This is a genomic window from Microbacterium sp. (assembly GCF_031178525.1).
Lineage (GTDB): Bacteria > Actinomycetota > Actinomycetes > Actinomycetales > Microbacteriaceae > Microbacterium.
The window spans coordinates 1-19,991 of record NZ_JAPSJA010000001.1; the positions used below are offsets into that span (position 1 = coordinate 1).

Annotated in this window: 20 protein-coding genes and 1 pseudogene; 11 read left to right on the forward strand and 10 right to left on the reverse strand. The window is 70.5% G+C overall.

Annotated elements, in window-relative coordinates; genetic code table 11:
• From RIF89_RS00005 to rpsP, 4 genes and pseudogenes are all read right to left on the reverse strand, one after another.
• Positions 1-302, reverse strand: a pseudogene (locus RIF89_RS00005) (tRNA (guanosine(37)-N1)-methyltransferase TrmD); the annotation flags it as partial.
• Between the two features lie 4 nt (positions 303-306).
• Entirely contained in the window at positions 307-897 is a 591-nt protein-coding gene (gene rimM / locus RIF89_RS00010) for a ribosome maturation factor RimM (RefSeq protein WP_309067135.1), read from the reverse strand.
• 1 nt (position 898) lies between these two features.
• On the reverse strand, positions 899-1,129 hold the full coding sequence (locus RIF89_RS00015; protein WP_309067136.1) for an RNA-binding protein: 231 nt from the start codon (positions 1,127-1,129) through the stop codon (positions 899-901).
• Between the two features lie 2 nt (positions 1,130-1,131).
• Positions 1,132-1,536: a 30S ribosomal protein S16 gene (gene rpsP / locus RIF89_RS00020; protein ID WP_309067137.1), complete on the reverse strand. Its 405-nt coding sequence runs from the start codon at positions 1,534-1,536 to the stop codon at positions 1,132-1,134.
• A 196-nt stretch (positions 1,537-1,732) separates the two neighbouring features.
• Here rpsP and RIF89_RS00025 point away from each other — a divergent pair, with 196 nt between their 5' ends.
• Positions 1,733-2,914, forward strand: coding sequence for a glutamate--cysteine ligase (locus RIF89_RS00025; protein WP_309067138.1), 1,182 nt, complete (start codon positions 1,733-1,735; stop codon positions 2,912-2,914).
• Here the strand turns inward: RIF89_RS00025 and RIF89_RS00030 are convergent, their stop codons facing one another.
• A complete protein-coding gene (locus RIF89_RS00030) occupies positions 2,915-3,868 on the reverse strand; it encodes a sugar-binding domain-containing protein (protein WP_309067139.1) in 954 nt (317 codons plus the stop codon).
• A gap of 114 nt (positions 3,869-3,982) precedes the next feature.
• Here RIF89_RS00030 and RIF89_RS00035 point away from each other — a divergent pair, with 114 nt between their 5' ends.
• The 3 genes from RIF89_RS00035 to glpK all read left to right on the forward strand — a co-directional run bounded on the left by RIF89_RS00035 (position 3,983) and on the right by glpK (position 8,061).
• Positions 3,983-5,692: a glycerol-3-phosphate dehydrogenase/oxidase gene (locus RIF89_RS00035; RefSeq protein WP_309067140.1), complete on the forward strand. Its 1,710-nt coding sequence runs from the start codon at positions 3,983-3,985 to the stop codon at positions 5,690-5,692.
• A 77-nt stretch (positions 5,693-5,769) separates the two neighbouring features.
• A complete protein-coding gene (locus RIF89_RS00040) occupies positions 5,770-6,522 on the forward strand; it encodes an MIP/aquaporin family protein (RefSeq protein ID WP_309067141.1) in 753 nt (250 codons plus the stop codon).
• Between the two features lie 24 nt (positions 6,523-6,546).
• Entirely contained in the window at positions 6,547-8,061 is a 1,515-nt protein-coding gene (gene glpK, locus RIF89_RS00045) for a glycerol kinase GlpK (RefSeq protein WP_309067142.1), read from the forward strand.
• Positions 8,062-8,134: 73 nt separating this feature from the next.
• On the opposite strand, the gene ffh is transcribed toward glpK, so the two are convergent.
• Positions 8,135-9,688, reverse strand: a complete 1,554-nt coding sequence (gene ffh / locus RIF89_RS00050; protein WP_309067143.1) for a signal recognition particle protein — start codon at positions 9,686-9,688, stop codon at positions 8,135-8,137.
• Positions 9,689-9,822: 134 nt separating this feature from the next.
• On the opposite strand from ffh, the gene lipB reads away from it, so the two are divergent.
• Complete coding sequence (gene lipB, locus RIF89_RS00055; RefSeq protein WP_309067144.1) at positions 9,823-10,467, forward strand: lipoyl(octanoyl) transferase LipB; 645 nt, start codon at positions 9,823-9,825, stop codon at positions 10,465-10,467.
• Between the two features lie 55 nt (positions 10,468-10,522).
• Positions 10,523-11,524, forward strand: a complete 1,002-nt coding sequence (gene lipA, locus RIF89_RS00060) for a lipoyl synthase (RefSeq protein WP_375294408.1) — start codon at positions 10,523-10,525, stop codon at positions 11,522-11,524.
• A gap of 205 nt (positions 11,525-11,729) precedes the next feature.
• On the opposite strand, the gene RIF89_RS00065 is transcribed toward lipA, so the two are convergent.
• Positions 11,730-12,290, reverse strand: a complete 561-nt coding sequence (locus RIF89_RS00065) for a helix-turn-helix domain-containing protein (RefSeq protein ID WP_309067145.1) — start codon at positions 12,288-12,290, stop codon at positions 11,730-11,732.
• 119 nt (positions 12,291-12,409) lie between these two features.
• On the opposite strand from RIF89_RS00065, the gene RIF89_RS00070 reads away from it, so the two are divergent.
• Genes RIF89_RS00070 through paaZ form a run of 3 tightly spaced genes read left to right on the forward strand, consistent with a single transcriptional unit; the run spans position 12,410 to position 16,061 of the window.
• Entirely contained in the window at positions 12,410-13,150 is a 741-nt protein-coding gene (locus tag RIF89_RS00070; RefSeq protein ID WP_309067146.1) for an enoyl-CoA hydratase/isomerase family protein, read from the forward strand.
• Entirely contained in the window at positions 13,147-14,007 is an 861-nt protein-coding gene (locus tag RIF89_RS00075; protein WP_309067147.1) for a 3-hydroxyacyl-CoA dehydrogenase family protein, read from the forward strand. The genes RIF89_RS00070 and RIF89_RS00075 overlap by 4 nt, the downstream gene beginning before the upstream one ends.
• A complete protein-coding gene (gene paaZ, locus RIF89_RS00080; protein ID WP_309067148.1) occupies positions 14,004-16,061 on the forward strand; it encodes a phenylacetic acid degradation bifunctional protein PaaZ in 2,058 nt (685 codons plus the stop codon). Before RIF89_RS00075 ends, paaZ begins: the two co-directional genes overlap by 4 nt.
• A 79-nt stretch (positions 16,062-16,140) precedes the next feature.
• Here paaZ and RIF89_RS00085 read toward each other — a convergent pair whose 3' ends face one another.
• Genes RIF89_RS00085 through paaI form a run of 3 tightly spaced genes read right to left on the reverse strand, consistent with a single transcriptional unit; the run spans position 16,141 to position 18,585 of the window.
• Positions 16,141-16,767, reverse strand: a complete 627-nt coding sequence (locus tag RIF89_RS00085) for a TetR/AcrR family transcriptional regulator (RefSeq protein ID WP_309067149.1) — start codon at positions 16,765-16,767, stop codon at positions 16,141-16,143.
• A 25-nt stretch (positions 16,768-16,792) separates the two neighbouring features.
• Positions 16,793-18,112, reverse strand: a complete 1,320-nt coding sequence (paaK, locus tag RIF89_RS00090) for a phenylacetate--CoA ligase PaaK (RefSeq protein ID WP_375294409.1) — start codon at positions 18,110-18,112, stop codon at positions 16,793-16,795.
• A complete protein-coding gene (paaI, locus tag RIF89_RS00095) occupies positions 18,109-18,585 on the reverse strand; it encodes a hydroxyphenylacetyl-CoA thioesterase PaaI (protein ID WP_309067150.1) in 477 nt (158 codons plus the stop codon). Before paaI ends, paaK begins: the two co-directional genes overlap by 4 nt.
• Before the next feature lie 104 nt (positions 18,586-18,689).
• Between paaI and paaA the strand changes: the two genes are divergently transcribed.
• A complete protein-coding gene (gene paaA, locus RIF89_RS00100) occupies positions 18,690-19,661 on the forward strand; it encodes a 1,2-phenylacetyl-CoA epoxidase subunit PaaA (protein WP_309067151.1) in 972 nt (323 codons plus the stop codon).
• Positions 19,662-19,685: 24 nt separating this feature from the next.
• The gene (paaB, locus tag RIF89_RS00105) at positions 19,686-19,991 is read left to right on the forward strand and encodes a 1,2-phenylacetyl-CoA epoxidase subunit PaaB (protein ID WP_309067152.1); all 306 of its coding nucleotides are present in this window, start codon (positions 19,686-19,688) and stop codon (positions 19,989-19,991) included.

Sequence of the window (19,991 nt, forward strand, 5' to 3'; positions counted from 1 at the left end):
TCCTGCGCCAGCTCCCGCGCGAGCGGCTGGCGGAACACCTCGCCCGATGGCGTCGGCACCACCAGGACGGCGTCCTCGCCGAGGATGTCGTCGAGCGCCTCGCCCCACGGCTCGGGCTTCATCACCATGCCGGCACCGCCGCCATAGGGGGTGTCGTCGACCGTGCGGTGGCGGTCGTGCGTCCAATCGCGCAGGTCGTGCACCCGCAGGTCGAGCAGGCCCTTCTCACGGGCCTTGCCGATCAGCGAGACGTCCAGCACATCGAAGAACGACGGGAAGATCGTGACGATGTCGATGCGCATCGGATCAGTCCTCGGACGCGGGGGTCTCCGCCTCGGCAGCAGGATCGGACTCGGGCAGCTCCTCGAAGAGGCCTGCGGGCGGCGTCACGACGACGCGTCCGCCCTCGATGTCGACCTCGGGCACGATCGCCGCGACGAACGGCACGAGCACCTCGCCGTCACCAGACGCCACCACGAGCAGATCCTGCGCCGGGAAGTGGTCTACGCGCGCGACCTTGCCGACGACCGATCCGTCCCGCACGACGTCGAGGCCGACGAGCTGGTGGTCGTACCACGCGTCGGGCTCGGAGGCGGCGTCCTCGTCCTCGTCGATCCAGAGGATCGCGCGCACGAGCGTGTCGGCGGCCGTGCGGTCGTCGACGCCTTCGAAGAAGACCACAGGGTGCTGGTTCATCCAGCGGAACTCACGCACGGTGATCGTCTTGCCGTGCCACTGCGACTGCTCGGGCACCTGCAGCGTGAAGGACGCCCCCTGCACGAAACGGCGGTCGGGGTCGTCGGTGTACAGCTCGAGCTTGAGGGCGCCCTTGAGCCCGTGGGCCTTGACGAGGCGGCCGACGCGCAGCTGGTTCTTCGCGGACTTCGCGGCTGCCACGTCAGTCGTCCGCGACGTCGACGCGCACGCGCTTGCCGTCCGCCAGGGCGGCGACGAGGGTGCGCAGTGCCTTCGCGGTACGGCCGCCGCGCCCGATGACCCGGCCACGGTCGTCCGCGTGGACGTGCACTTCCAGCACATCCCCGCGAGACGACGTGGACGAGTCGATGCGCACGTCGTCCGGGTGATCCACGACCCCCTTGACGAGGTGCTCGAGCGCGGCGGCCAGCACGATTACTCTGCGGCCTCGGCCTCGGCGGGAGCCTCGGCGGGCTCCTCGGCCTTCTTCGGGGCCTGCGGCTTGACGACGGACTTCTTCGAGGCGTCGGCGACGTAGCCCGACTTCTCCTCGCGGGTCTTCAGGGTGCTCGTGGCACCCTTCTCGCCCTTGAAGGTGCCCCAGTCGCCCGTGATCTTGAGGATCGCGCGCACCTGCTCGGTCGGCTGCGCGCCGACCGACAGCCAGTACTGCGCACGCTCCGAGTCGACCTCGATGAACGAGGGCTCCTCGGTCGGGTGGTACTTGCCGATCTCCTCGATCACGCGGCCGTCGCGCTTGGTGCGCGAGTCGGCGACGACGATGCGGTAGTACGGCGCACGGATCTTGCCCAGGCGCTTCAGACGGATCTTGACAGCCACGATTCTCCTGTGTGGTGTGTAAAGCGAGACGAACCAGTCGCCAGGTAGTGGGGTGCACACCGGCGGAAGCTCAAGAGGAGGACTCTGGGCGCTGGATAGAGGGTCGAGCACCCGGTCCGACCCTCCATTCTGCCAGATCCCCGGAGCCGTCGCGAACAGCTTGCCGGGCCGCGCGCAGGCCCCGCACACTGAGCGGATGACGATCGCTTTCGCCAAGTCCGCCCGCTCCACCGTCGGCATCGAGTGGGAGCTCATGCTCGCCGACGAGAAGACCGGCGATCTCGTGGGCCGCGCCCCCGAGATCATGCCCGCGCTGGAGGAGGCGACGGCCCTCGAACGGCACACCGTCACGGCCGAGCTGCTGACGAACACGATCGAGCTGACCAGCGGCGTCGGCGACACCGTCGCTGCCGCGGTGGACGACATCTCCGACGCGATCGACGCCGTGCGCACGCAGACGGACCCCCTCGGCATCGAGCTGATGTGCGCAGGCAGTCACCCCTTCGCCCGCTGGTTCGACCAGAAGGTCACCGAGAAGACCCGCTACGAGAAGCTCATCGAGCGCACCCAGTGGTGGGGGCGCAACATGATGATCTGGGGCATCCACGTCCACGTCGGCATCGACCACGTCGACAAGGTCTTCCCGATCATCCACGCCCTCACCGGCTACATCCCGCACCTGCAGGCGCTGTCGGCATCGAGCCCGTTCTGGGCGGGCGAGAGCACGGGGTACGCCTCGAACCGCGCGCTGGTGTTCCAGCAGCTGCCCACGACGGGGCTGCCGTGGCAGCTCCAGAGCTGGGCCGAGTACGAGGCCTACATCGACGACATGACGCGCACGGGCGTGATCGCCGATGCCACGGAGATCCGCTGGGACGTGCGGCCCGCCGCGCACTGGGGGACGATCGAGGTGCGCGCGTGCGACGGCATGTCGACGCTCCCCGAGCTCGCCGCGATGGCTGCCCTCGTGCAGACGCTCGTGGAATCTTTCTCGCGCGATCTCGACGAGGGCCGGGAGCTGCCCGCCCTGCAGCCCTGGTTCACGCGCGAGAACAAGTGGCGCGCCGCGCGATACGGGCTCGACGCCGACGTGATCGTCGACCGCGAGGGCACGCAGGTGCCCGTGCGTGAGCACGTCCGCGAGACCCTGGAGCGCCTCGAGCCCATCGCGGTGGAGCTCAAATGCGCCAAGGAGTTCGCCGAGATCGGCCAGATCCTCGATCGCGGCGCGAGCTACCAGCGTCAGCAGGCCGTCGCCGAGGCCGCGGGCGGCGACCTCCGTGAGGTCGCCCGCTCGCTCATCCGCGAGTTCCGCAGCGGGCCGACGCTGCGCGAGCGCGTGGGCCTCGGACGGCTGGACGCCACCACCGGCGCGTGATCAGCGGTCGGCGAGCAGCCCGCGCGCGAGCGTCTCGTCGACGACGACGTCGGTCACGAGCCCCGACACGATCGCGCCGCGGAGGGCCGGCGCCTTGTGCTCGCCTGCCGCGATGGCCAGCCGCCGCGGCACGCGCCGCAGCCGGTCGAGCGCGGGACCGGTCGTGCGCGCATTGAGCCGGATGTCGCGCCACGTGCCGTCGCCGCGGAAGAACACGGTCGCGACGTCCCCCACCGCGCCGTCCTCGGCCAGGCTGCGGAAGTCGCCGCGGTCCAGGTAGCCGCCGGCATACACGCGGCTCGGCACGTCCGCGGTCGGCGACCCGACGCCGAACACCGCGAGGTCCATGCGGGCCTGCATCTCGAGCACGCGGCGCGTGCTGCGCTCTCGCCACATCGCCTCGCGCGTGCCGGGGTCGTCGAAGAACGCGGGCACGGGGAACTGCTGCACGCGCGCTCCGTACGCCTGCCCGAACCGCTGCAGGATCTCGCTCGCGTACTCGATGCCCGTCGTCTGCATGTTGCCGGCGCCGTTGAGCTGCACGACCGTCACGTTGTGCAGCTCCTTCGGCGTGAGATGCCGGCTCACGGCGCCGATCGTCGAGCCCCACGCGACGCCGATCAGCATGTTGGAGTCGACGTAGCTGGCGAGCAGTCGGGCCGCGGTCATGGCGACGCGCTCGAGACGGTCAACCTCGCTCACGCTCTCGGGGATCGGGACCACCTGCGCCGTGACGCGGAAGCGCTCGCGGATGCGCATCTCCAGCTCGGTGCCGCCCGACAGCGGCGACGAGATCCGGATGTCGACGATCCCGCTCTCGCGCGCGAGCGAGAGCAGGCGCGACACGGATGAGCGAGACACCGCCAGCTCCGCGGCGATCGCCTCCATGGTCATGTCCTGCATGTAGTACATCTGCGCCGCCGCAAGCGCCGCCGTGACCCTGTCCTCGCGCATCCGCCTTCTCCCGTCCCGTGCTCGGACCATCATCCTGCACGTTTGTGCAGTGGAGTTGACCGGATGTGCTCCACGTGACGATTCTGGACCTGTCGCCAATGCAAGGGGGTCACGATGACGGACAGCACGAGTTCCCGCCCGCGGGAGAGAGCCGCGATCACGAAGGCTCGCTCCGCGCGGCCTGCCGTGCTGGTGATCGGCGGCGGCATCAACGGCATCGCGACGTTCCGCGACCTCGCCCTGCAGGGGGTCGACGTCCTGCTCGTCGAGCGCGGTGACTTCGCCTCCGGCGCCTCGGCCGCATCGAGCCACATGATCCACGGCGGCATCCGCTACCTCGAGAACGGCGAGTTCCGCCTCGTGCGCGAATCCGTGCAGGAGCGCAACGGCCTGCTCAGGATCGCGCCGCACTACGTCAAGCCGCTGCGCACCACGATCCCGATCTACTCGACGTTCTCGGGCATCCTGTCGGCGCCCCTGCGCTTCCTCACCCACCGCACGGGCAAGCCGACCGAGCGGGGCGCGTTCCTCATCAAGATCGGACTCACGATCTACGACACGTTCTCGCGTGCCGGCGGCATGGTGCCGCGCCACCGGTTCCTCGGCCGGAAGCGCTCGCTCGCGGAGCTGCCCCAGCTGGACCCGAACATCAAGTACACGGCCACCTACTTCGATGCCTCCATGCACGACCCCGAGCGCCTCGCGCTCGACGTGCTGCAGGACGGGCTCGACGCCCACGGCGGTGCCGTCGCGCTGAACTACGTCGAGGCGGTCGGTCGCTCCGAGGACGGGGTCGTGCTGCGCGACCTCGAGACGGGCTCGGAGTTCACGGTCGCGGCCGACGTCGTCGTCAACGCGTCCGGCCCCTGGACCGACCTGACGAACGCGGCGCTCGGCACCGACACGCGGTTCATGGGCGGCACGAAGGGCTCGCACATCGTCCTGGATCACCCGGAGCTGCTCGCGGCGACGGGCGGACGCGAGATCTTCTTCGAGCACTCCGACGGCCGAATCGTGCTGATCTACCCGCTCAAGGGCCGCGTGCTCGTCGGCACCACCGACATCGACGCGGAACCGGGCGAGGCGGTCGTGTGCACCGAGGAGGAGGTCGACTACTTCTTCGACCTGATCCATCACGTGTTCCCGACGATCTCGGTCGATCGCGGGCAGATCGTGTTCCGCTTCTCCGGGATCCGCCCGCTTCCCCGCCACGAGGACACCGCGCCGGGCTTCGTCTCGCGCGACTACCGGATCGAGGTCGACCGCTCGTCGCGCGCGCCGCTTGTCAGCCTCGTCGGCGGCAAGTGGACGACGTTCCGCGCGCTCGGCGAGGCGCTCGCCGACACGGTCCTGGGTCTGCTCGGACGCACGCGCCGCGTGCGCACGGCGGGACGGACGATCGGCGGCGGCAAGGACTTCCCGCGCACCGCGACCGACCGCGACGCCTGGATGCGGGTGCACCTCGAGGGCGCGGGCGACCGCGCCGGCATCCTGCTCGAGCGCTACGGCACGCGCGCGGCCGATGTGTGGGCGCACATCCGTGAGCACGGCGGCGACGAGCCGCTCGTGCACAGCCCCGTGTCGGCCGGCGAGCTGCGCTGGATGGTCGAGCGCGAGCATGTCGTGCACCTGCCGGACGTCGTGCTGCGCCGCACGGCGATCGCGTTCACGGGTGGTGCGACCACGGCCGCGCTCGAGGAGCTCGCCGATGCGCTCGCTCCCCTGCTGGGCTGGGACGACGAGGCGCGCAAGCGCGAACTCGCCGCCACGAGAGTCCTCCTCGTCGAGCGCCATGGCGGTACGGTCCCGGAAGCAGCCTCCTGATCCTCCGGGGCGGTGCCGCCGTCCCGGATCCCCCGCGCGACAGAGATGTCGCGTGAATCTGAAAGGTCGAAGAAGACATGCAAGATGTGAATCTCGGGCTTTACTTCCTGTCCGAGCTCGTCGGCACAGCGATGCTGATCCTGCTCGGTGCGGGCGTCGTGGCGAACGCGATCCTGGGCAGGGCGAAGGGCTTCGGCGCCGGCTTCCTCATGATCAACTGGGGATGGGGCCTCGCGGTGTTCGCGGGCGTGCTCGTCTCGTCGTACTCCGGAGCGATCCTGAACCCCGCCGTGGGCATCGGCCTGCTGATCCGCGGCGACATCGACATCGTCCAGTACCTGGTGGCCACGGCGGGCGAGCTCGTCGGTGCGATCATCGGCGCGATCCTCGCGTGGGCCGCGTACAAGCAGCACCTCGACGAGGAGACGGATCCGGGCGCCAAGCTCGGCGTCTTCTCGACCGGCCCGGCGATCCGCTCGTACGGCTGGAACCTCGTGACGGAGGTCATCGGCACGTTCGTGCTGGTGTTCGTGATCTTCGCGTTCGCCGACTACGGCGACATCGAGGTCGGCACCCCCGGCGGCCTCGGCCCGCTGACGGCGCTCCCGGTCGCGCTGCTCGTCGTCGGCATCGGCGCCTCCCTCGGCGGCCCGACGGGCTACGCGATCAACCCCGCGCGCGACCTCGGTCCGCGCATCGCGCACGCCATCCTGCCGATCCGCGGCAAGGGCTCGAGCGACTGGGCCTATTCGTGGGTCCCGGTCGTCGGTCCCCTCGTCGGCGGTGCGCTCGCCGGCCTCGCCGCTCCCCTGCTCCTGAGCCTCAGCTGAACCATTCCCGAAGGAGAGAATCCCATGGCTGACTACGTCATCGCGATCGACCAGGGCACGACATCGAGTCGCGCCATCATCTTCGACAAGAAGGGCTCGATCGTCTCGACCGGGCAGAAGGAGCACGAGCAGATCCTCCCGAAGGCGGGCTGGGTCGAACACGATCCCCTCGAGATCTGGCGCAACGTGCAGGAGGTCATCGGCGTCGCACTCGCCAAGGCCGATCTGACGCGTCACGACATCGCGGCGGTGGGCATCACGAACCAGCGCGAGACCGCGGTCGTGTGGGACCGCACGACCGGCAGGCCCGTCTACAACGCGATCGTGTGGCAGGACACCCGCACGCAGAGCATCGTCGACCGGCTCGCGGAGGACGGCGGCGTCGACCGTTTCAAGCCGATCGTGGGTCTGCCGCTCGCGACGTACTTCTCGGGCACGAAGATCGCCTGGATCCTCGAGAACGTCGACGGCGCGCGCGCCAAGGCCGACTCCGGCGACCTGATGTTCGGCACCACCGACAGCTGGGTGCTGTGGAACCTCACGGGCGGGACGGACGGCGGCGTGCACGCCACGGACGTCACGAACGCGTCGCGCACGCTGTTCATGGATCTCGAGACGCTCGAGTGGCGCGACGACATCCTCGAGGTGTTCGGCGTGCCGCGCTCGATGATGCCCGAGATCCGGTCGTCCTCCGAGGTGTACGGCGCCGCCGAGAGCTCGTCGCTGCTGCGCGAGACGCCCATCGCCGGCATCCTCGGCGACCAGCAGGCCGCCACGTTCGGACAGGCGGCCTTCGACACCGGTGAGAGCAAGAACACCTACGGCACGGGCAACTTCCTGATCTTCAACACGGGCGAGGAGATCGTCCACTCGAAGAACGGACTGCTCACGACCGTCGGCTACAAGCTCGGCGACGCCCCGACGCACTACGCGCTCGAGGGCTCGATCGCGGTCACCGGCTCACTCGTGCAGTGGCTGCGCGATCAGCTCGGGATCATCGGATCGGCCCCCGAGGTCGAGCGGCTCGCCACCACGGTCGAGGACAACGGCGGCGTGTACTTCGTGCCGGCGTTCTCGGGCCTGTTCGCGCCGTACTGGCGGCCGGATGCGCGCGGCGCGCTGGTGGGCCTCACCCGCTACGCGAACAAGGGTCACATCGCCCGCGCCGCGCTCGAGGCGGTCGCGTTCCAGACGCGCGACGTGATCGACGCCGTCAACGCCGACGCGGGCGTGGACCTGACGGAGCTCAAGGTCGACGGCGGCATGGTCGCCAACGACGCGCTCATGCAGTTCCAGGCCGATGTGCTCGGCGTGCCGGTCGTGCGCCCCGTCGTCGCCGAGACCACGGCGCTCGGCGCGGCCTATGCCGCGGGCCTCGCGGTGGGCTTCTGGTCGGGTCTCGAGGACCTGCGCGCCAACTGGCAGGAGGACAAGCGCTGGGAGCCGTCGCTCGACGCGGAGGAGGTCGAGCGTCAGCTGCGCCTCTGGCGCAAGGCCGTCACGAAGTCGATGGACTGGGTCGACGCCGACGTCCGCTGATCGGCTGATGCACACGACGCCCCGGGAGCTGCGGCTCCCGGGGCGTCGTCGTTCGTGATGTGCGCGCCGACGATCAGCCGCGACCGAACAGCTTCTGGATCTCCGCGAGGTCGGCCTCGCTCGGCGCCTGCTGGGCACCGAGGCCGAAGCCCGAGCCGGTGGGCTGCTGCGCGGACGCCGCGAGGCCCGCGTTCTCGGCCGCGCGCTTGGCGGGATTGCCCGACCGGGAGCCGCTCTTCTTCGCCTGCTTGCCGCGCTTGGACGAGCCGCCGGGGCGACCCATGCCGGGCATCGGGCCCATCCCGGGGATGTTCGGAGTGCCGCCGCGCGCCACGGTCTTCATCATCTTGGCGGCCTGCTCGAAGCGGTTGACCAGCTGGTTCACGTCGGTCACCGTCATGCCGGATCCGCGCGCGATGCGGGCGCGGCGGGACCCGTTCAGCAGCTTCGTGTTGTTGCGCTCGGCGGGCGTCATCGACCGGATGATCGCCTCGGTGCGGTCGATCTCACGCTCGTCGAAATCATCCAGCTGCTGCTTCATCTGGCCCATGCCCGGCAGCATGCCGAGCATCTTCTTCATCGAGCCCATCTTCTTGAGCTGCTGCATCTGGTCGAGGAAGTCCTCGAGCGTGAACTGGTCCTTCGCGAACTTCTCGGCGACCTTCGCGGCCTGCTCCTCGTCGAAGGCCTGCTGGGCCTGCTCGATCAGGGTCAGGATGTCGCCGAGGTCCAGGATGCGGCTCGCCATCCGGTCGGGGTGGAACGGCTCGATGTCGTCGAGCCCCTCGCCCGTGGACGCGAAGATGATCGGGCGCCCCGTGATCGACGCGACCGACAGCGCGGCGCCGCCGCGCGCATCGCCGTCCAGCTTCGACAGCACGACACCCGTGAAGTCGACGCCCTCCTGGAAGGCCCGCGCCGTGTTGACGGCGTCCTGACCGATCATCGCGTCGATCACGAACAGCACCTCGTCGGGGCTGGTGGCGCGGCGGATGTCGGCGGCCTGCTTCATGAGCTCGGCGTCGACGCCGAGGCGCCCGGCCGTGTCGATGATGACCACGTCGTGCTGCTTCTGCGCGGCGAACGCGACACCGTCCCGCGACACGCGCACGGGATCGCCCACACCGTTGCCCGGCTCGGGCGCGTAGATGGCGGCGCCCGCGCGCTCCGCGACGACCTGAAGCTGGTTCACGGCGTTCGGACGCTGCAGGTCGGCCGCGACGAGCAGCGGCGTGTGGCCGTCCTTCTCGAGCTGGCGGGCGAGCTTGCCCGCGAACGTCGTCTTGCCCGATCCCTGCAGGCCGGCGAGCATGATCACGGTCGGCGGGTTCTTGGCGAACTGCAGGCGCCGCTGCTGCCCCCCGAGGATCCCCACGAGCTCCTCGTTCACGATCTGCACGACCTGCTGCGCGGGATTCAGGGCGCGGTTGACCTCGTCGCCCAGGGCGCGCTCGCGCACCTTCGCGGTGAAGTCCTTCACGACGGTGAGCGCGACGTCCGCGTCGAGCAGGGCGCGGCGGATCTCGCGGACGGTGCCGTCGACATCGGCCGGGGAGAGCTTGCCCTTGGTGCGGAGGTTGCGGAAGGTCTCTGTGAGCCGGTCGGAGAGCGTGCCGAAGGTAGCCATGATCCTCAGATTCTACCGGCGCGGCCTGACCCCTGCGGCGCTGCACGGCCGTGAGGCCGCCCCCGCCGAATCTGCACCGCATCGGGTCCGCGGGCGTATTGTTGGACGCAATCCAGAAATACGGAGGGATCCGCATGCTCGATGTCATCCCGGTCGGCCTGGCGCCGGCCTACGTGCCGTACCTCGATGCGTGGGAGCTGCAGCGTCGCGTCCACGCCGACGTGCGGGCGGGCGAGCGCCCCGACACGCTGCTGCTTCTCGAGCACGAGGCGGTCTACACGGCGGGCGTGCGCACGCAGCCCGAGGACCGACCGCGCGACGGCACGCCGGTGCTCGACGTGGACCGCGGGGGTCGCATCACGTGGCACGGTCCGGGCCAGCTGGTCGGATACCCGATCGTCGCGCTGCCGGAGCCGAACGACGTCGTGGGATATGTGCGGCGCCTCGAACGCGCCCTGATCGCCGCGCTCGCCGAGGCGCGCATCGCAGGTATGCAGATCGCGGGGCGCAGCGGGGTGTGGATCGAGCGCGCCGGATCCTCCCCCGCCAAGGTGGCCGCCATCGGCGTGCGCGTCGCGGGCGGCGTGACGATGCACGGCTTCGCGATCAACTGCGACAACGCGCTCGATGCCTTCGGCGCCATCGTGCCGTGCGGGATCCGTGACGCGGGCGTCACGACGATCAGCGAGGTGCGCGGTGAGCGCGTGTCGCCGCGCGACGTCGTCGGCGTCGTCGCGGCCGCGCTGACGGCGGCATTCGAGACGGCCATCGCGGCTTGATGCCTCGACCCCTACCGGACCCGACCCGACCCGACGACTCGAACGAGGGAACGACATGACTGATGCGAGATCCGCCGCCCCGGACGGACGCAAGCTGCTGCGACTCGAGGTGCGCAACGCGCAGACGCCGATCGAGCGCAAGCCCGAGTGGATCAAGACGGTCGCCAAGCAGGGCCCCGAGTACCAGGCGCTCAAGTCGCTCGTGAAGGGCGAGGAGCTGCACACCGTGTGCCAGGAGGCCGGGTGCCCGAACATCTACGAGTGCTGGGAGGACCGCGAGGCGACCTTCCTGATCGGCGGGTCGCAGTGCACCCGCCGCTGCGACTTCTGCCAGATCGACACGGGAAAGCCTGCCGACTACGACACGGACGAGTCGCGCCGCGTCGCCGAGAGCGTGCGGCGGATGGGCCTGCGCTACGCCACCGTGACCAGCGTGGCGCGCGACGACCTCCCCGACACGGGGGCGTGGCTGAACGCCGAGACCGTGCGCCGGATCCACGAGCTCAACCCGAACACGGGCGTCGAGCTGCTGGCGAACGAGCACAACGCGGACCCGGCACTGCTGGGCCAGATCTTCGACGCGCGTCCCGAGGTGTTCGCCCACAACGTCGAGACCGTGCCGCGCATCTTCAAGCGGATACGCCCCGCCTTCCGGTACGAGCGCTCGCTCGATGTGATCACGCAGGCACGCGCCGCGGGGCTGATCACGAAGTCGAACCTGATCCTCGGGATGGGCGAGGAGCCGCACGAGGTGCTCGGCGCGCTCCAGGACTTGCACGACGCCGGCTGCGACATCATCACCATCACGCAGTACCTGCGACCGACGCCGCGCCACCTGCCGGTCGCGCGCTACGTGAAGCCGCAGGAGTTCGTCGCGTTCAAGGCAGAGGCCGAGCGGATCGGCTTCCTCGGCGTGCTCGCCGGTCCGCTCGTCCGCTCGTCCTACCGCGCGGGCCGCCTCTGGGCGCAGTCGATGCGGTCGAAGGGCAGGGACATCCCGCCGCACCTCGCCCACATCGCCGAGAGCGCGGACGCCGGATTCCTGCAGGCCGTGTGACGCTCCGCCTCGCGGCGGCCCTCGGTGCGGCCTCGCGGCGGCGCTCGCAGCGGCCCTCAGCGGCCAAACCACATCGCCTGAACGAAACCACATGGTTCTCGCGCCCCGAAGCATGTGATCTCGGTCAGGCCATGTGGTTTGGAACTCCATCGAGCCACGGGGTGTGGATTCGAGCCACGGGGTGGATCCAGCCGCGTGGTGGGACTCAGTCGAGCGGGATGTCGCGGATCGAGTCGAGCGCGGCGACGAGCGTCGCGGCGAGGTCGCTGCGACCGGGGCCGGACAGCGACCACCGCTCGATGGCCGCCAGCAGCGCGCCACCGTACGCCGCGCCCGCGACGTCCGCCGCCAGCGCGTCGGTTCCGCGTGCGCGCAGAGCGCGCGCGACCGCGCGGCCGACGCGGGCGCGGCGCAGGGCCGCCTCCCGTTCGAGCTCGGCCGCAAGTCCCATCGCCTCGGCGTTCGCGTACGCGAGGGCGAGCGCGTCGGGCGCGAAGCCGTCGGCGATCCGGCACACCGCCTCGCGCGGCGAGGCGTGATCGAGGAGGCGCTCCAGGACCTCGAGGCGCTCGTCCAACCCGCCCCACAGCAGCGCCCCCTTGGACGCCGCGTAGTTGAAGAAGCTCGAGCGGCTGACACCGGCACGGGCCGCGATCTCCGCGATGGATGTCGCCTCGTACCCCTTCTCGAGGAACAGCTCGCTGGCCGCCTCCGCGAGCGTCTCGCGCGATGAGGCCTTGGGGCGGCCGGCGCGCGCAGAGGTCATGGTCCCAGCGTAGGGCGCGGCGTTTGCGCCGCGTCACGCTCGCCGCCTATCCTGACCTCATAACCGACCGATCGGTCAGGAAATGGGCACGCGAGCGGGACGACGAGGAGGTCACCCGGGTGAGCCAGACCCTGCGCGTGGAGGCGCACGACACGCACGTGCGTGCAACGCTGGACCGTCCTGCCAAGCGCAACGCGATCGATCAGGAGCTCATCGACGCGCTGCACGCGCTGTGCGCCGAGCTCGAGCGCGACCCGCGCACGCTGATCCTGACGGGCGCGGACGGCACGTTCGCCGCGGGGGCCGACATCGCGCAGTTGCGTGAACGCCGCGCCGCCGACGCGCGTGCAGGCATCAACACGCACTGCTTCGCGCGCGTGCGCGCGCTGCCCATGCCGGTCATCGCCGTGGTCGACGGCTACGCGCTCGGGGGCGGCGCCGAGCTCGCCTATGCGGCGGACATCCGGATCGGCACGCCGCGCCTGAGGATCGGCAACCCGGAGACGGGGCTCGGGATCATCGCCGCGGCCGGCGCGACCTGGCGCCTGCGCGACATCGTCGGAGAGCCGCTCGCCGCGGAGATCCTGCTCACAGGGCGTCTGCTGGACGCGGACGAGGCGCTCGCGGCCGGGCTCGTGACGCGCGTGCTCGAACCCGAGCCGGCGCTCGAGGAGGCGGAGCGGATCGCCGCCCGCATCGCCGCGCTGGATCCGGCAGCGACGCAGGCCACCAAGCGCGCGCTGCTCGCATCCCGTGACGCGCACCCCGCGATCGACCTGGAGGAGCAGGCCGTGCTCTTCGAGAGCCCCGAGAAGGAGCGCCGGATGACGGCCTTCCTCGAGCGGAAGACGGCGAGGTGACCGACATCACGCCCGCCCGCGTCGGCGTGCTCGGCGGCGGACGCATGGGGGCCGGCATCGCGCACGCGTTCCTCCTCGCCGGCTCCGAGGTCACCGTCGTCGAACGCGACCTGCACGCCGCCGACGCCGCCCGGGAGCGCATCGGCCGCACCATCGACACGTCGATCGCGCGAGGCTTCGCGGGCAGCGCCGCCGCACTGCGCGGTCGACTCACCGTCGCCACCGACCCCGCGGCCTTCGGGCTGCACAGCCTGGTCATCGAAGCGGTGCCCGAGGACCTCGATCTCAAGCGCGACGCGCTCGCCCGCGTGGAGGCGCCGCTCGCGGCCGACGCGGTCCTCGCGTCCAACACCTCATCCATCCCCCTGGCGCGGCTGGCCGAGGTGCTCGAGCGCCCCGAGCGCCTGGTCGGAATGCACTTCTTCAATCCCGTTCCGACGTCCGCGCTCGTCGAGGTCGTCGTCGGGGCCCATACCGCCGCGGACCTTCCCGCGACCGCGGCCGGCTGGGTGCGTGCGCTCGGCAAGACGCCGATCACGGTCAAGGACTCCCCCGGCTTCGCCTCGAGCCGGCTGGGAGTCGCGATCGCGATGGAGGCGATCCGGATGGTCGAGGAGGGCGTCGCGTCGCCCGCCGACATCGACCTCGCGATGGAACTCGGCTACCGCCACGCGAGCGGCCCGCTCAAGACGACCGACCTGGTCGGCCTCGACGTGCGGCTGGGCATCGCCGAGCAGCTCGAACGGGAACTCGGCCCACGGTTCTCCCCGCCGCGGCTGCTGCGCGACATGGTCGCCGAGGGGCGTCTTGGACGCAAGACCGGGCGGGGCTTCTACGAATGGGAGGACGGACGATGAACCGCATGCTGCAGAGCTACGTGCAGGACGCCTGGTGGCGGCCCGCCGACGGCACGACCGGTGCGGAGGTGCGCGACGCGTCGACCGGCGAGGTGGTCGCGACGGTGTCGAGCGACGGCCTCGATCTCGGCGCCGTGCTCCATTACGGGCGCACGGTGGGCCAGGGCAGCCTCGGCGCGCTCACCTTCCACCAGCGCGCGCTGATCCTGAAGCGACTCGCGCTCGTGCTGCAGGAGCGCAAGGAGGAGCTGTACGAGCTGTCGTACCGCACCGGGGCGACGAAGAACGACTCATGGGTCGACATCGAGGGCGGCATCGGCGTGCTGTTCACCTACTCCAGCAAGGGTCGCCGCGAGCTGCCGAACACGCCGTCCCCCCACACGAGGGTGCAGCTGGACGGGCCGCTCGAGGTGCTGGCGAAGGACGGCTCGTTCCTCGGCCGCCACATCCGCACGACGCTGCCCGGTGTCGCAGTGCAGATCAACGCGTTCAACTTCCCGGTGTGGGGACCGCTCGAGAAGCTCGCTCCGGCGTTCCTCGCCGGCATGCCGAGCGTCATCAAGCCCGCCACGCCCACGGCGTACGTGACCGAGCACCTCGTGCGGATCATGGTCGACTCCGGCCTGCTGCCTGCCGGATCCGTCCAGCTCGTGACGGGATCCGTGCGCGAGCTGTTCGCGCACACGCGGCTGGGCGATGTGGTGTCGTTCACCGGATCCGCGTCGACCGCCGACAGCCTGCGCCGCCATGACGCGGTCCAGCGCGGCGGCGTGATCTTCCACGCCGAGACCGACTCGATCAACGCCTCGGTGCTCGGCCCCGACGCCGCGCCCGGCACCCCGGAGTTCGACGCCTACGTGCGCCAGCTCGTGACCGAGATGACCGCCAAGGCCGGTCAGAAGTGCACGGCCATCCGGCGCGCGATCGTGCCCGGCATGGTCGCCGACGATGTCGTCGAGGCCGTGCGGAGCAGGATCGCCGACAAGGTCGTCGTGGGCGACCCGCGGTCCGACGGCGTCACGATGGGGGCTCTGGCATCGCTCGAGCAGCGCGAGGAGGTGCTGCGCCAGGTGCGCACACTGCTCGACGGCGGCGGCGAACTCGTCATCGGCTCGACGGAGGCCCCCGAGGAGCACGGCGCGTTCCTGTCGCCCATCCTGCTGCGATTTTCCGACCCGACCGCGGAGCGCGCACACGACACGGAGGCCTTCGGGCCCGTCGCGTCGCTGCTCGCGTACGAGACGCCCGAACAGGCCGCCGATCTCGTCGTGCGCGGCGGCGGCTCGCTCGTCACGAGCGTGGCGTCCGGCGATCCGGCGTTCGTCGCCGACCTGACGCGCCGCACGGCCGCGGCGAACGGGCGCATGCTGCTGCTCGACCGCGACGACGCGCGGTCCTCGACCGGGCACGGATCTCCCCTGCCGATGCTCGTTCACGGCGGTCCGGGTCGCGCAGGCGGCGGCGAGGAGCTCGGCGGCATCCGCAGCGTGTTCCACTACATGCAGCGTACGGCGATCCAGGGCTCCCCCGAGATGCTCACCGCGGTGACGGGCGTGTGGCACACGGGCGCGCGCGCGACGTCGGACGGTGTGCACCCGTTCCGCAAGTCGCTCGAGGAGCTGCGGATCGGCGACCAGGTCGTGTCGCAGGAGCGCGAGGTGACGCTCGACGACATCGAGCACTTCGCCGCGTTCACGGGCGACACGTTCTACGCCCACATGGACGAGGACGCCGCCGCCGCGAACCCGTTCTTCCCGGGGCGCGTGGCGCACGGCTACCTGCTGGTGTCGTTCGCGGCCGGCCTGTTCGTCGACCCCGAGCCGGGCCCCGTCCTGGCCAACTACGGCCTCGAGAACCTGCGCTTCCTGACGCCCGTCTCGCCCGGAGACCGCATCCGCGTCGCGCTCACGGCGAAGCAGATCATCCCGCGCGAGACCGACGAGTACGGCGAGGTGCACTGGGACGCCGTGCTGACGAACCAGAGGGACGAGCCCGTCGCGACCTACGACGTCCTCACCCTGGTGTCGAAGTCGCCGATCCCCGTGGCCGTCTGAGCGACATGCCCCGTTGTGCCGGAATTCGCGGCCGAATACCGGCACATCGGGACAAGTCCGGCGCGAGCGCGCCCGCGGATCAGCGGAAGTCGCGGCTCTCGCTGACGCGCAGCCCGCTGCGCACGAACGCGACGACCGCGTCGGCGAGCTGATCGGGGTTCAGCGGACCGTCCGGGCGGTACCACTCCACGATCGAGTTGACCATGCCGAAGGTCAGGCGCTCGGCGACGCCCGGATCCATGTCGTCGCGCAGCTGCCCCTCGTCGCGCGCCAGCTCGAACAGCCGACGCAGGCGCAGATCGAGCGCGCGACGCCGCTGCATCGCCTCGCGCTCGACGTCCGTGTTGCCGCGGAGGCGCAGCAGCAGCGTCAGGTACGGCAGCCGCTCGCATGCCACCGTGACGGCTCCGCGCAGGACGTGCCGGATGCGCAGATCCACCGGACCCTCGCTCGCCTCGGGCGAGTCGAACACCTCCTGCAGCGAGCCCAGCGCCTTCTCGAGGGCGAGCTCGAGCATCTCCTCCTTGGAGGAGAAGTGGTGGTACACGGCCGACTTCGACAGCCCGAGCCGCTGCGCGATGATGCCGAGCGACGTCGCGTCGTAGCCGTGGTCGTTGAACGCCGCCACGATCACCGCGAGCATGCCGTCGCGGTCGTACCCGGGGCGCCCGCGGCGGGCCGGCGCGGCGTCCGTCGTCGAGGTCATCGCTCCATCCTGCCGCAGGGTCGCCTCACTCCTGCGAGCGCAGGTCGTACACGCGCTTGTACTTGCCCTCGGAGCGCGGCAGCGAGCCGGTGGGCACGATCTCCACGTCCACCGTGGTGCCGATCCGCTCCTTGATGCGCAGCTGCAGGATCAGCGCCGCCGACTCGCTCGTGTGCCGCTCGATGCCCGGCGTGCACTCGATCTTCACCGTCAGTTCGTCCATCCGGCCGCGCTTGGTCAGCTCGAGCACGAAGTGCGGCGTGAGGTGCTCGATCTCGAGCGCGATCTCCTCGATCTGCGTCGGGAACAGGTTGACCCCGCGCAGGATGATCATGTCGTCGTTGCGCCCCGTGATCTTCTCGATGCGGCGCATAGCGGGAAACGCCGTACCGGGCAGGAGCCGCGTGAGGTCCCGCGTGCGGTACCGGATGACCGGGAAGGCCTCCTTGGTCAGGGTCGTGAAGACCAGTTCGCCCCGCTCACCGTCGGCGACGCGCCGGAGGTCGTCGTCGATGACCTCCGGGAGGAAGTGGTCCTCCCAGATGTGCGGCCCGTCCTGCGTCGCCACGGCCTCCTGCCCGACGCCCGGCCCCATGACCTCGGACAGGCCGTAGATGTCGACCGCCTTCAGACCCATCCGGCGCTCCAGCTCGCGGCGCATCTCGTTCGTCCACGGCTCGGCCCCGCAGATCGCCACCTTGAGCGAGGTCGCTCGCGGATCGAGCCCCTGCTCCTCGAACGCATCGGCGATCGTCAGCAGGTAGCTGGGCGTGCACATGATGACGTCGGGCTCGAAGTCGCGGATCAGCTGCACCTGCCGCGCTGTCTGCCCTCCCGACACGGGGATCACGACGCACCCCAGCTTCTCGATACCTGCGTGCGCGCCGAGACCGCCCGTGAACAGGCCGTACCCGTACGCGTTGTGCACCTTCCAGCCCGGCCGGACGCCTGCCGCTCGCAGCGACCGCGCGATCAGCTGCGCCCACCGGTCGAGGTCGTCCTCGGTGTAGCCGACGACGGTCGGACGCCCCGTCGTGCCGGATGAGGCGTGCACCCGACGCACCTGATCCATCGGCACCGCGAACATCCCGAACGGATACGCGCCGCGCAGGTCCTCCTTGGTCGTGAACGGCAGGCGCTCGACGTCGGCAAGCGAGCGGATGTCATCCGGTCCGATCCCCTCGGCGTCGAACTTTTCGCGATACAGCGGCACGTTCTCGTACGCGTGGCGCACCGTCCACCGCAGCCGCTCGAGTTGCAGCGCCTGCAGCGTCGCGCGATCCATCGTCTCCGGATCGGCGGCTGCCGCGGGCGGCGCCGAGCGGACGGGCAGGATGTCGGTCATGGTTGCTCCTTCGTCGTCGGAGGAATCGGCGGGGCGGGGATCGCGCGGGACCGGCCGCGGAACTCCGCCACGACACGACCGGCCTCGTCCGTCACGGTGGTGTCGTAGATGCCGTTGCGCCCGCCGATCCAGCGACGCTCGGCGGTCGCGGTGAGGACGTCGCCCTCATGCGTGGCGCGCAGGAAGGTGATGTCGGCGGCTTGGGCGACGACCATGTCCTCGCCTTCGTTGCAGGCGTACGCGAACGCGGTGTCGGCCAGGGTGAAGACCATGCCGCCGTGCGTGATGCCGAAGCCGTTCGCCATCCAGTCGCGCACGGTCATCGTGAGCACCGCGCGCCCGGGCTCGAGCTCGACGATCCCGATGCCGAAGTGCTGCTTCGTGTGATCCGTCGGCGCCATGGTCGTGGCGCGCCAGGCGGGATCCGGCGCGATCGCGCTCTCGAAGGTCTGCACCTGCTGCTCCGGACTCATCCACGCTCCCTCGCGCCCCGGGATCCGCTGTCATTGCGGGCCGATCTGAGGCGAGTATACTCACTGAATGTTCGGTCAGTAATTCCGAATCGAGGAGGCCCGCGATGTCGACGACGACAGACGCCCCGACCGCCGACGAGCTCGCGGCGCAGCAGGAGTTCGAAGCGCTGATCGAGGCGGATCAGCGCATCGAGCCACGCGACTGGATGCCCGCCGCGTATCGCCGCACGCTGATCCGGCAGATCTCGCAGCACGCGCACTCGGAGATCATCGGCATGCAGCCGGAGGCGAACTGGATCACACGCGCTCCGAGCCTGAGGCGCAAGGCGATCCTGATGGCGAAGGTGCAGGATGAGGCCGGCCACGGACTGTACCTCTACTCGGCCGCCCAGACGCTCGGCATCACACGCGACGAGATGACGCAGGCCCTGATCGACGGCAAGGCGCGCTACTCGTCGATCTTCAACTACCCGACGCCGACCTGGGCCGACATGGGGGCGATCGGCTGGCTGGTCGACGGCGCAGCGATCTGCAACCAGGTGCCGCTGTGCCGCGCGTCGTACGGGCCGTACGGCCGAGCCATGGTGCGCATCTGCAAGGAGGAGTCGTTCCACCAGCGGCAGGGATTCGAGATCCTGCTCGCGCTGTCGCAGGGGACACCGGAGCAGAAGCGCATGGCGCAGGATGCGGTCGACCGCTGGTACTGGCCGTCGATCATGATGTTCGGCCCGCCCGACGACGACTCCCCCAACTCGGCCCAGTCGATGGCGTGGAAGATCAAGCGGTTCTCGAACGACGAGCTGCGCTCGCGATTCGTCGGCATGCTGGTGCCCCAATTCGAGGCGCTCGGACTCGAGTGCCCCGACAAGGACCTGCGCTTCGACGAGGCACAGGGCCGGTGGGTGACGGGCCCCATCGACTGGGACGAGTTCCAAACGGTGCTCGACGGGCGCGGACCGATGAACACCGCGCGCCTGCGGCACCGTCGCGAGGCGCACGAGAACGGGGCGTGGGTGCGCGAGGCAGCCGCCGCCTACGCGCGCAAGCAGCAGGAGAAGTCGCGCTTCGCGGCGTGACCGCTCGAGCACGAGGAGACGAGGATGTCGACCCCCGGAGAGTCGCCCGCCGAGACCTGGCCCCTGTGGGAGGTGTTCGTGCGCGCCAACCGCGGCCTGAGCCACGTGCACGTCGGCTCGCTGCACGCGCCCGACGAGGAGATGGCGCTGCGCAACGCGCGGGACCTGTACACCCGTCGGGGCGAGGGCGTGTCCATCTGGGTCGTGCCCGCCGCCGCCATCACGACGAGCGACCCCGACGCGAAGGGCGCGTTCTTCGAGTCCCCCGCCGGCAAGAACTACCGCCATGCCGTGTACTACACGCGCGCCGAGGGGGTGAAGCACCTGTGA

Bases quoted from the DNA above. Each gene is read 5' to 3' on its own strand.
- RIF89_RS00025 (WP_309067138.1), top strand. From the start codon at position 1,733: ATGACGATCGCTTTCGCCAAGTCCGCCCGCTCCACCGTCGGCATCGAG.
- RIF89_RS00030 (WP_309067139.1), bottom strand. From the start codon at position 3,868: ATGCGCGAGGACAGGGTCACGGCGGCGCTTGCGGCGGCGCAGATGTAC.
- RIF89_RS00035 (WP_309067140.1), top strand. From the start codon at position 3,983: ATGACGGACAGCACGAGTTCCCGCCCGCGGGAGAGAGCCGCGATCACG.
- RIF89_RS00040 (WP_309067141.1), top strand. From the start codon at position 5,770: ATGCAAGATGTGAATCTCGGGCTTTACTTCCTGTCCGAGCTCGTCGGC.
- glpK (WP_309067142.1), top strand. From the start codon at position 6,547: ATGGCTGACTACGTCATCGCGATCGACCAGGGCACGACATCGAGTCGC.
- ffh (WP_309067143.1), bottom strand. From the start codon at position 9,688: ATGGCTACCTTCGGCACGCTCTCCGACCGGCTCACAGAGACCTTCCGC.
- lipB (WP_309067144.1), top strand. From the start codon at position 9,823: ATGCTCGATGTCATCCCGGTCGGCCTGGCGCCGGCCTACGTGCCGTAC.
- lipA (WP_375294408.1), top strand. From the start codon at position 10,523: ATGACTGATGCGAGATCCGCCGCCCCGGACGGACGCAAGCTGCTGCGA.
- RIF89_RS00065 (WP_309067145.1), bottom strand. From the start codon at position 12,290: ATGACCTCTGCGCGCGCCGGCCGCCCCAAGGCCTCATCGCGCGAGACG.
- paaZ (WP_309067148.1), top strand. From the start codon at position 14,004: ATGAACCGCATGCTGCAGAGCTACGTGCAGGACGCCTGGTGGCGGCCC.
- RIF89_RS00085 (WP_309067149.1), bottom strand. From the start codon at position 16,767: ATGACCTCGACGACGGACGCCGCGCCGGCCCGCCGCGGGCGCCCCGGG.
- paaK (WP_375294409.1), bottom strand. From the start codon at position 18,112: ATGACCGACATCCTGCCCGTCCGCTCGGCGCCGCCCGCGGCAGCCGCC.
- paaI (WP_309067150.1), bottom strand. From the start codon at position 18,585: ATGAGTCCGGAGCAGCAGGTGCAGACCTTCGAGAGCGCGATCGCGCCG.
- paaA (WP_309067151.1), top strand. From the start codon at position 18,690: ATGTCGACGACGACAGACGCCCCGACCGCCGACGAGCTCGCGGCGCAG.
- paaB (WP_309067152.1), top strand. From the start codon at position 19,686: ATGTCGACCCCCGGAGAGTCGCCCGCCGAGACCTGGCCCCTGTGGGAG.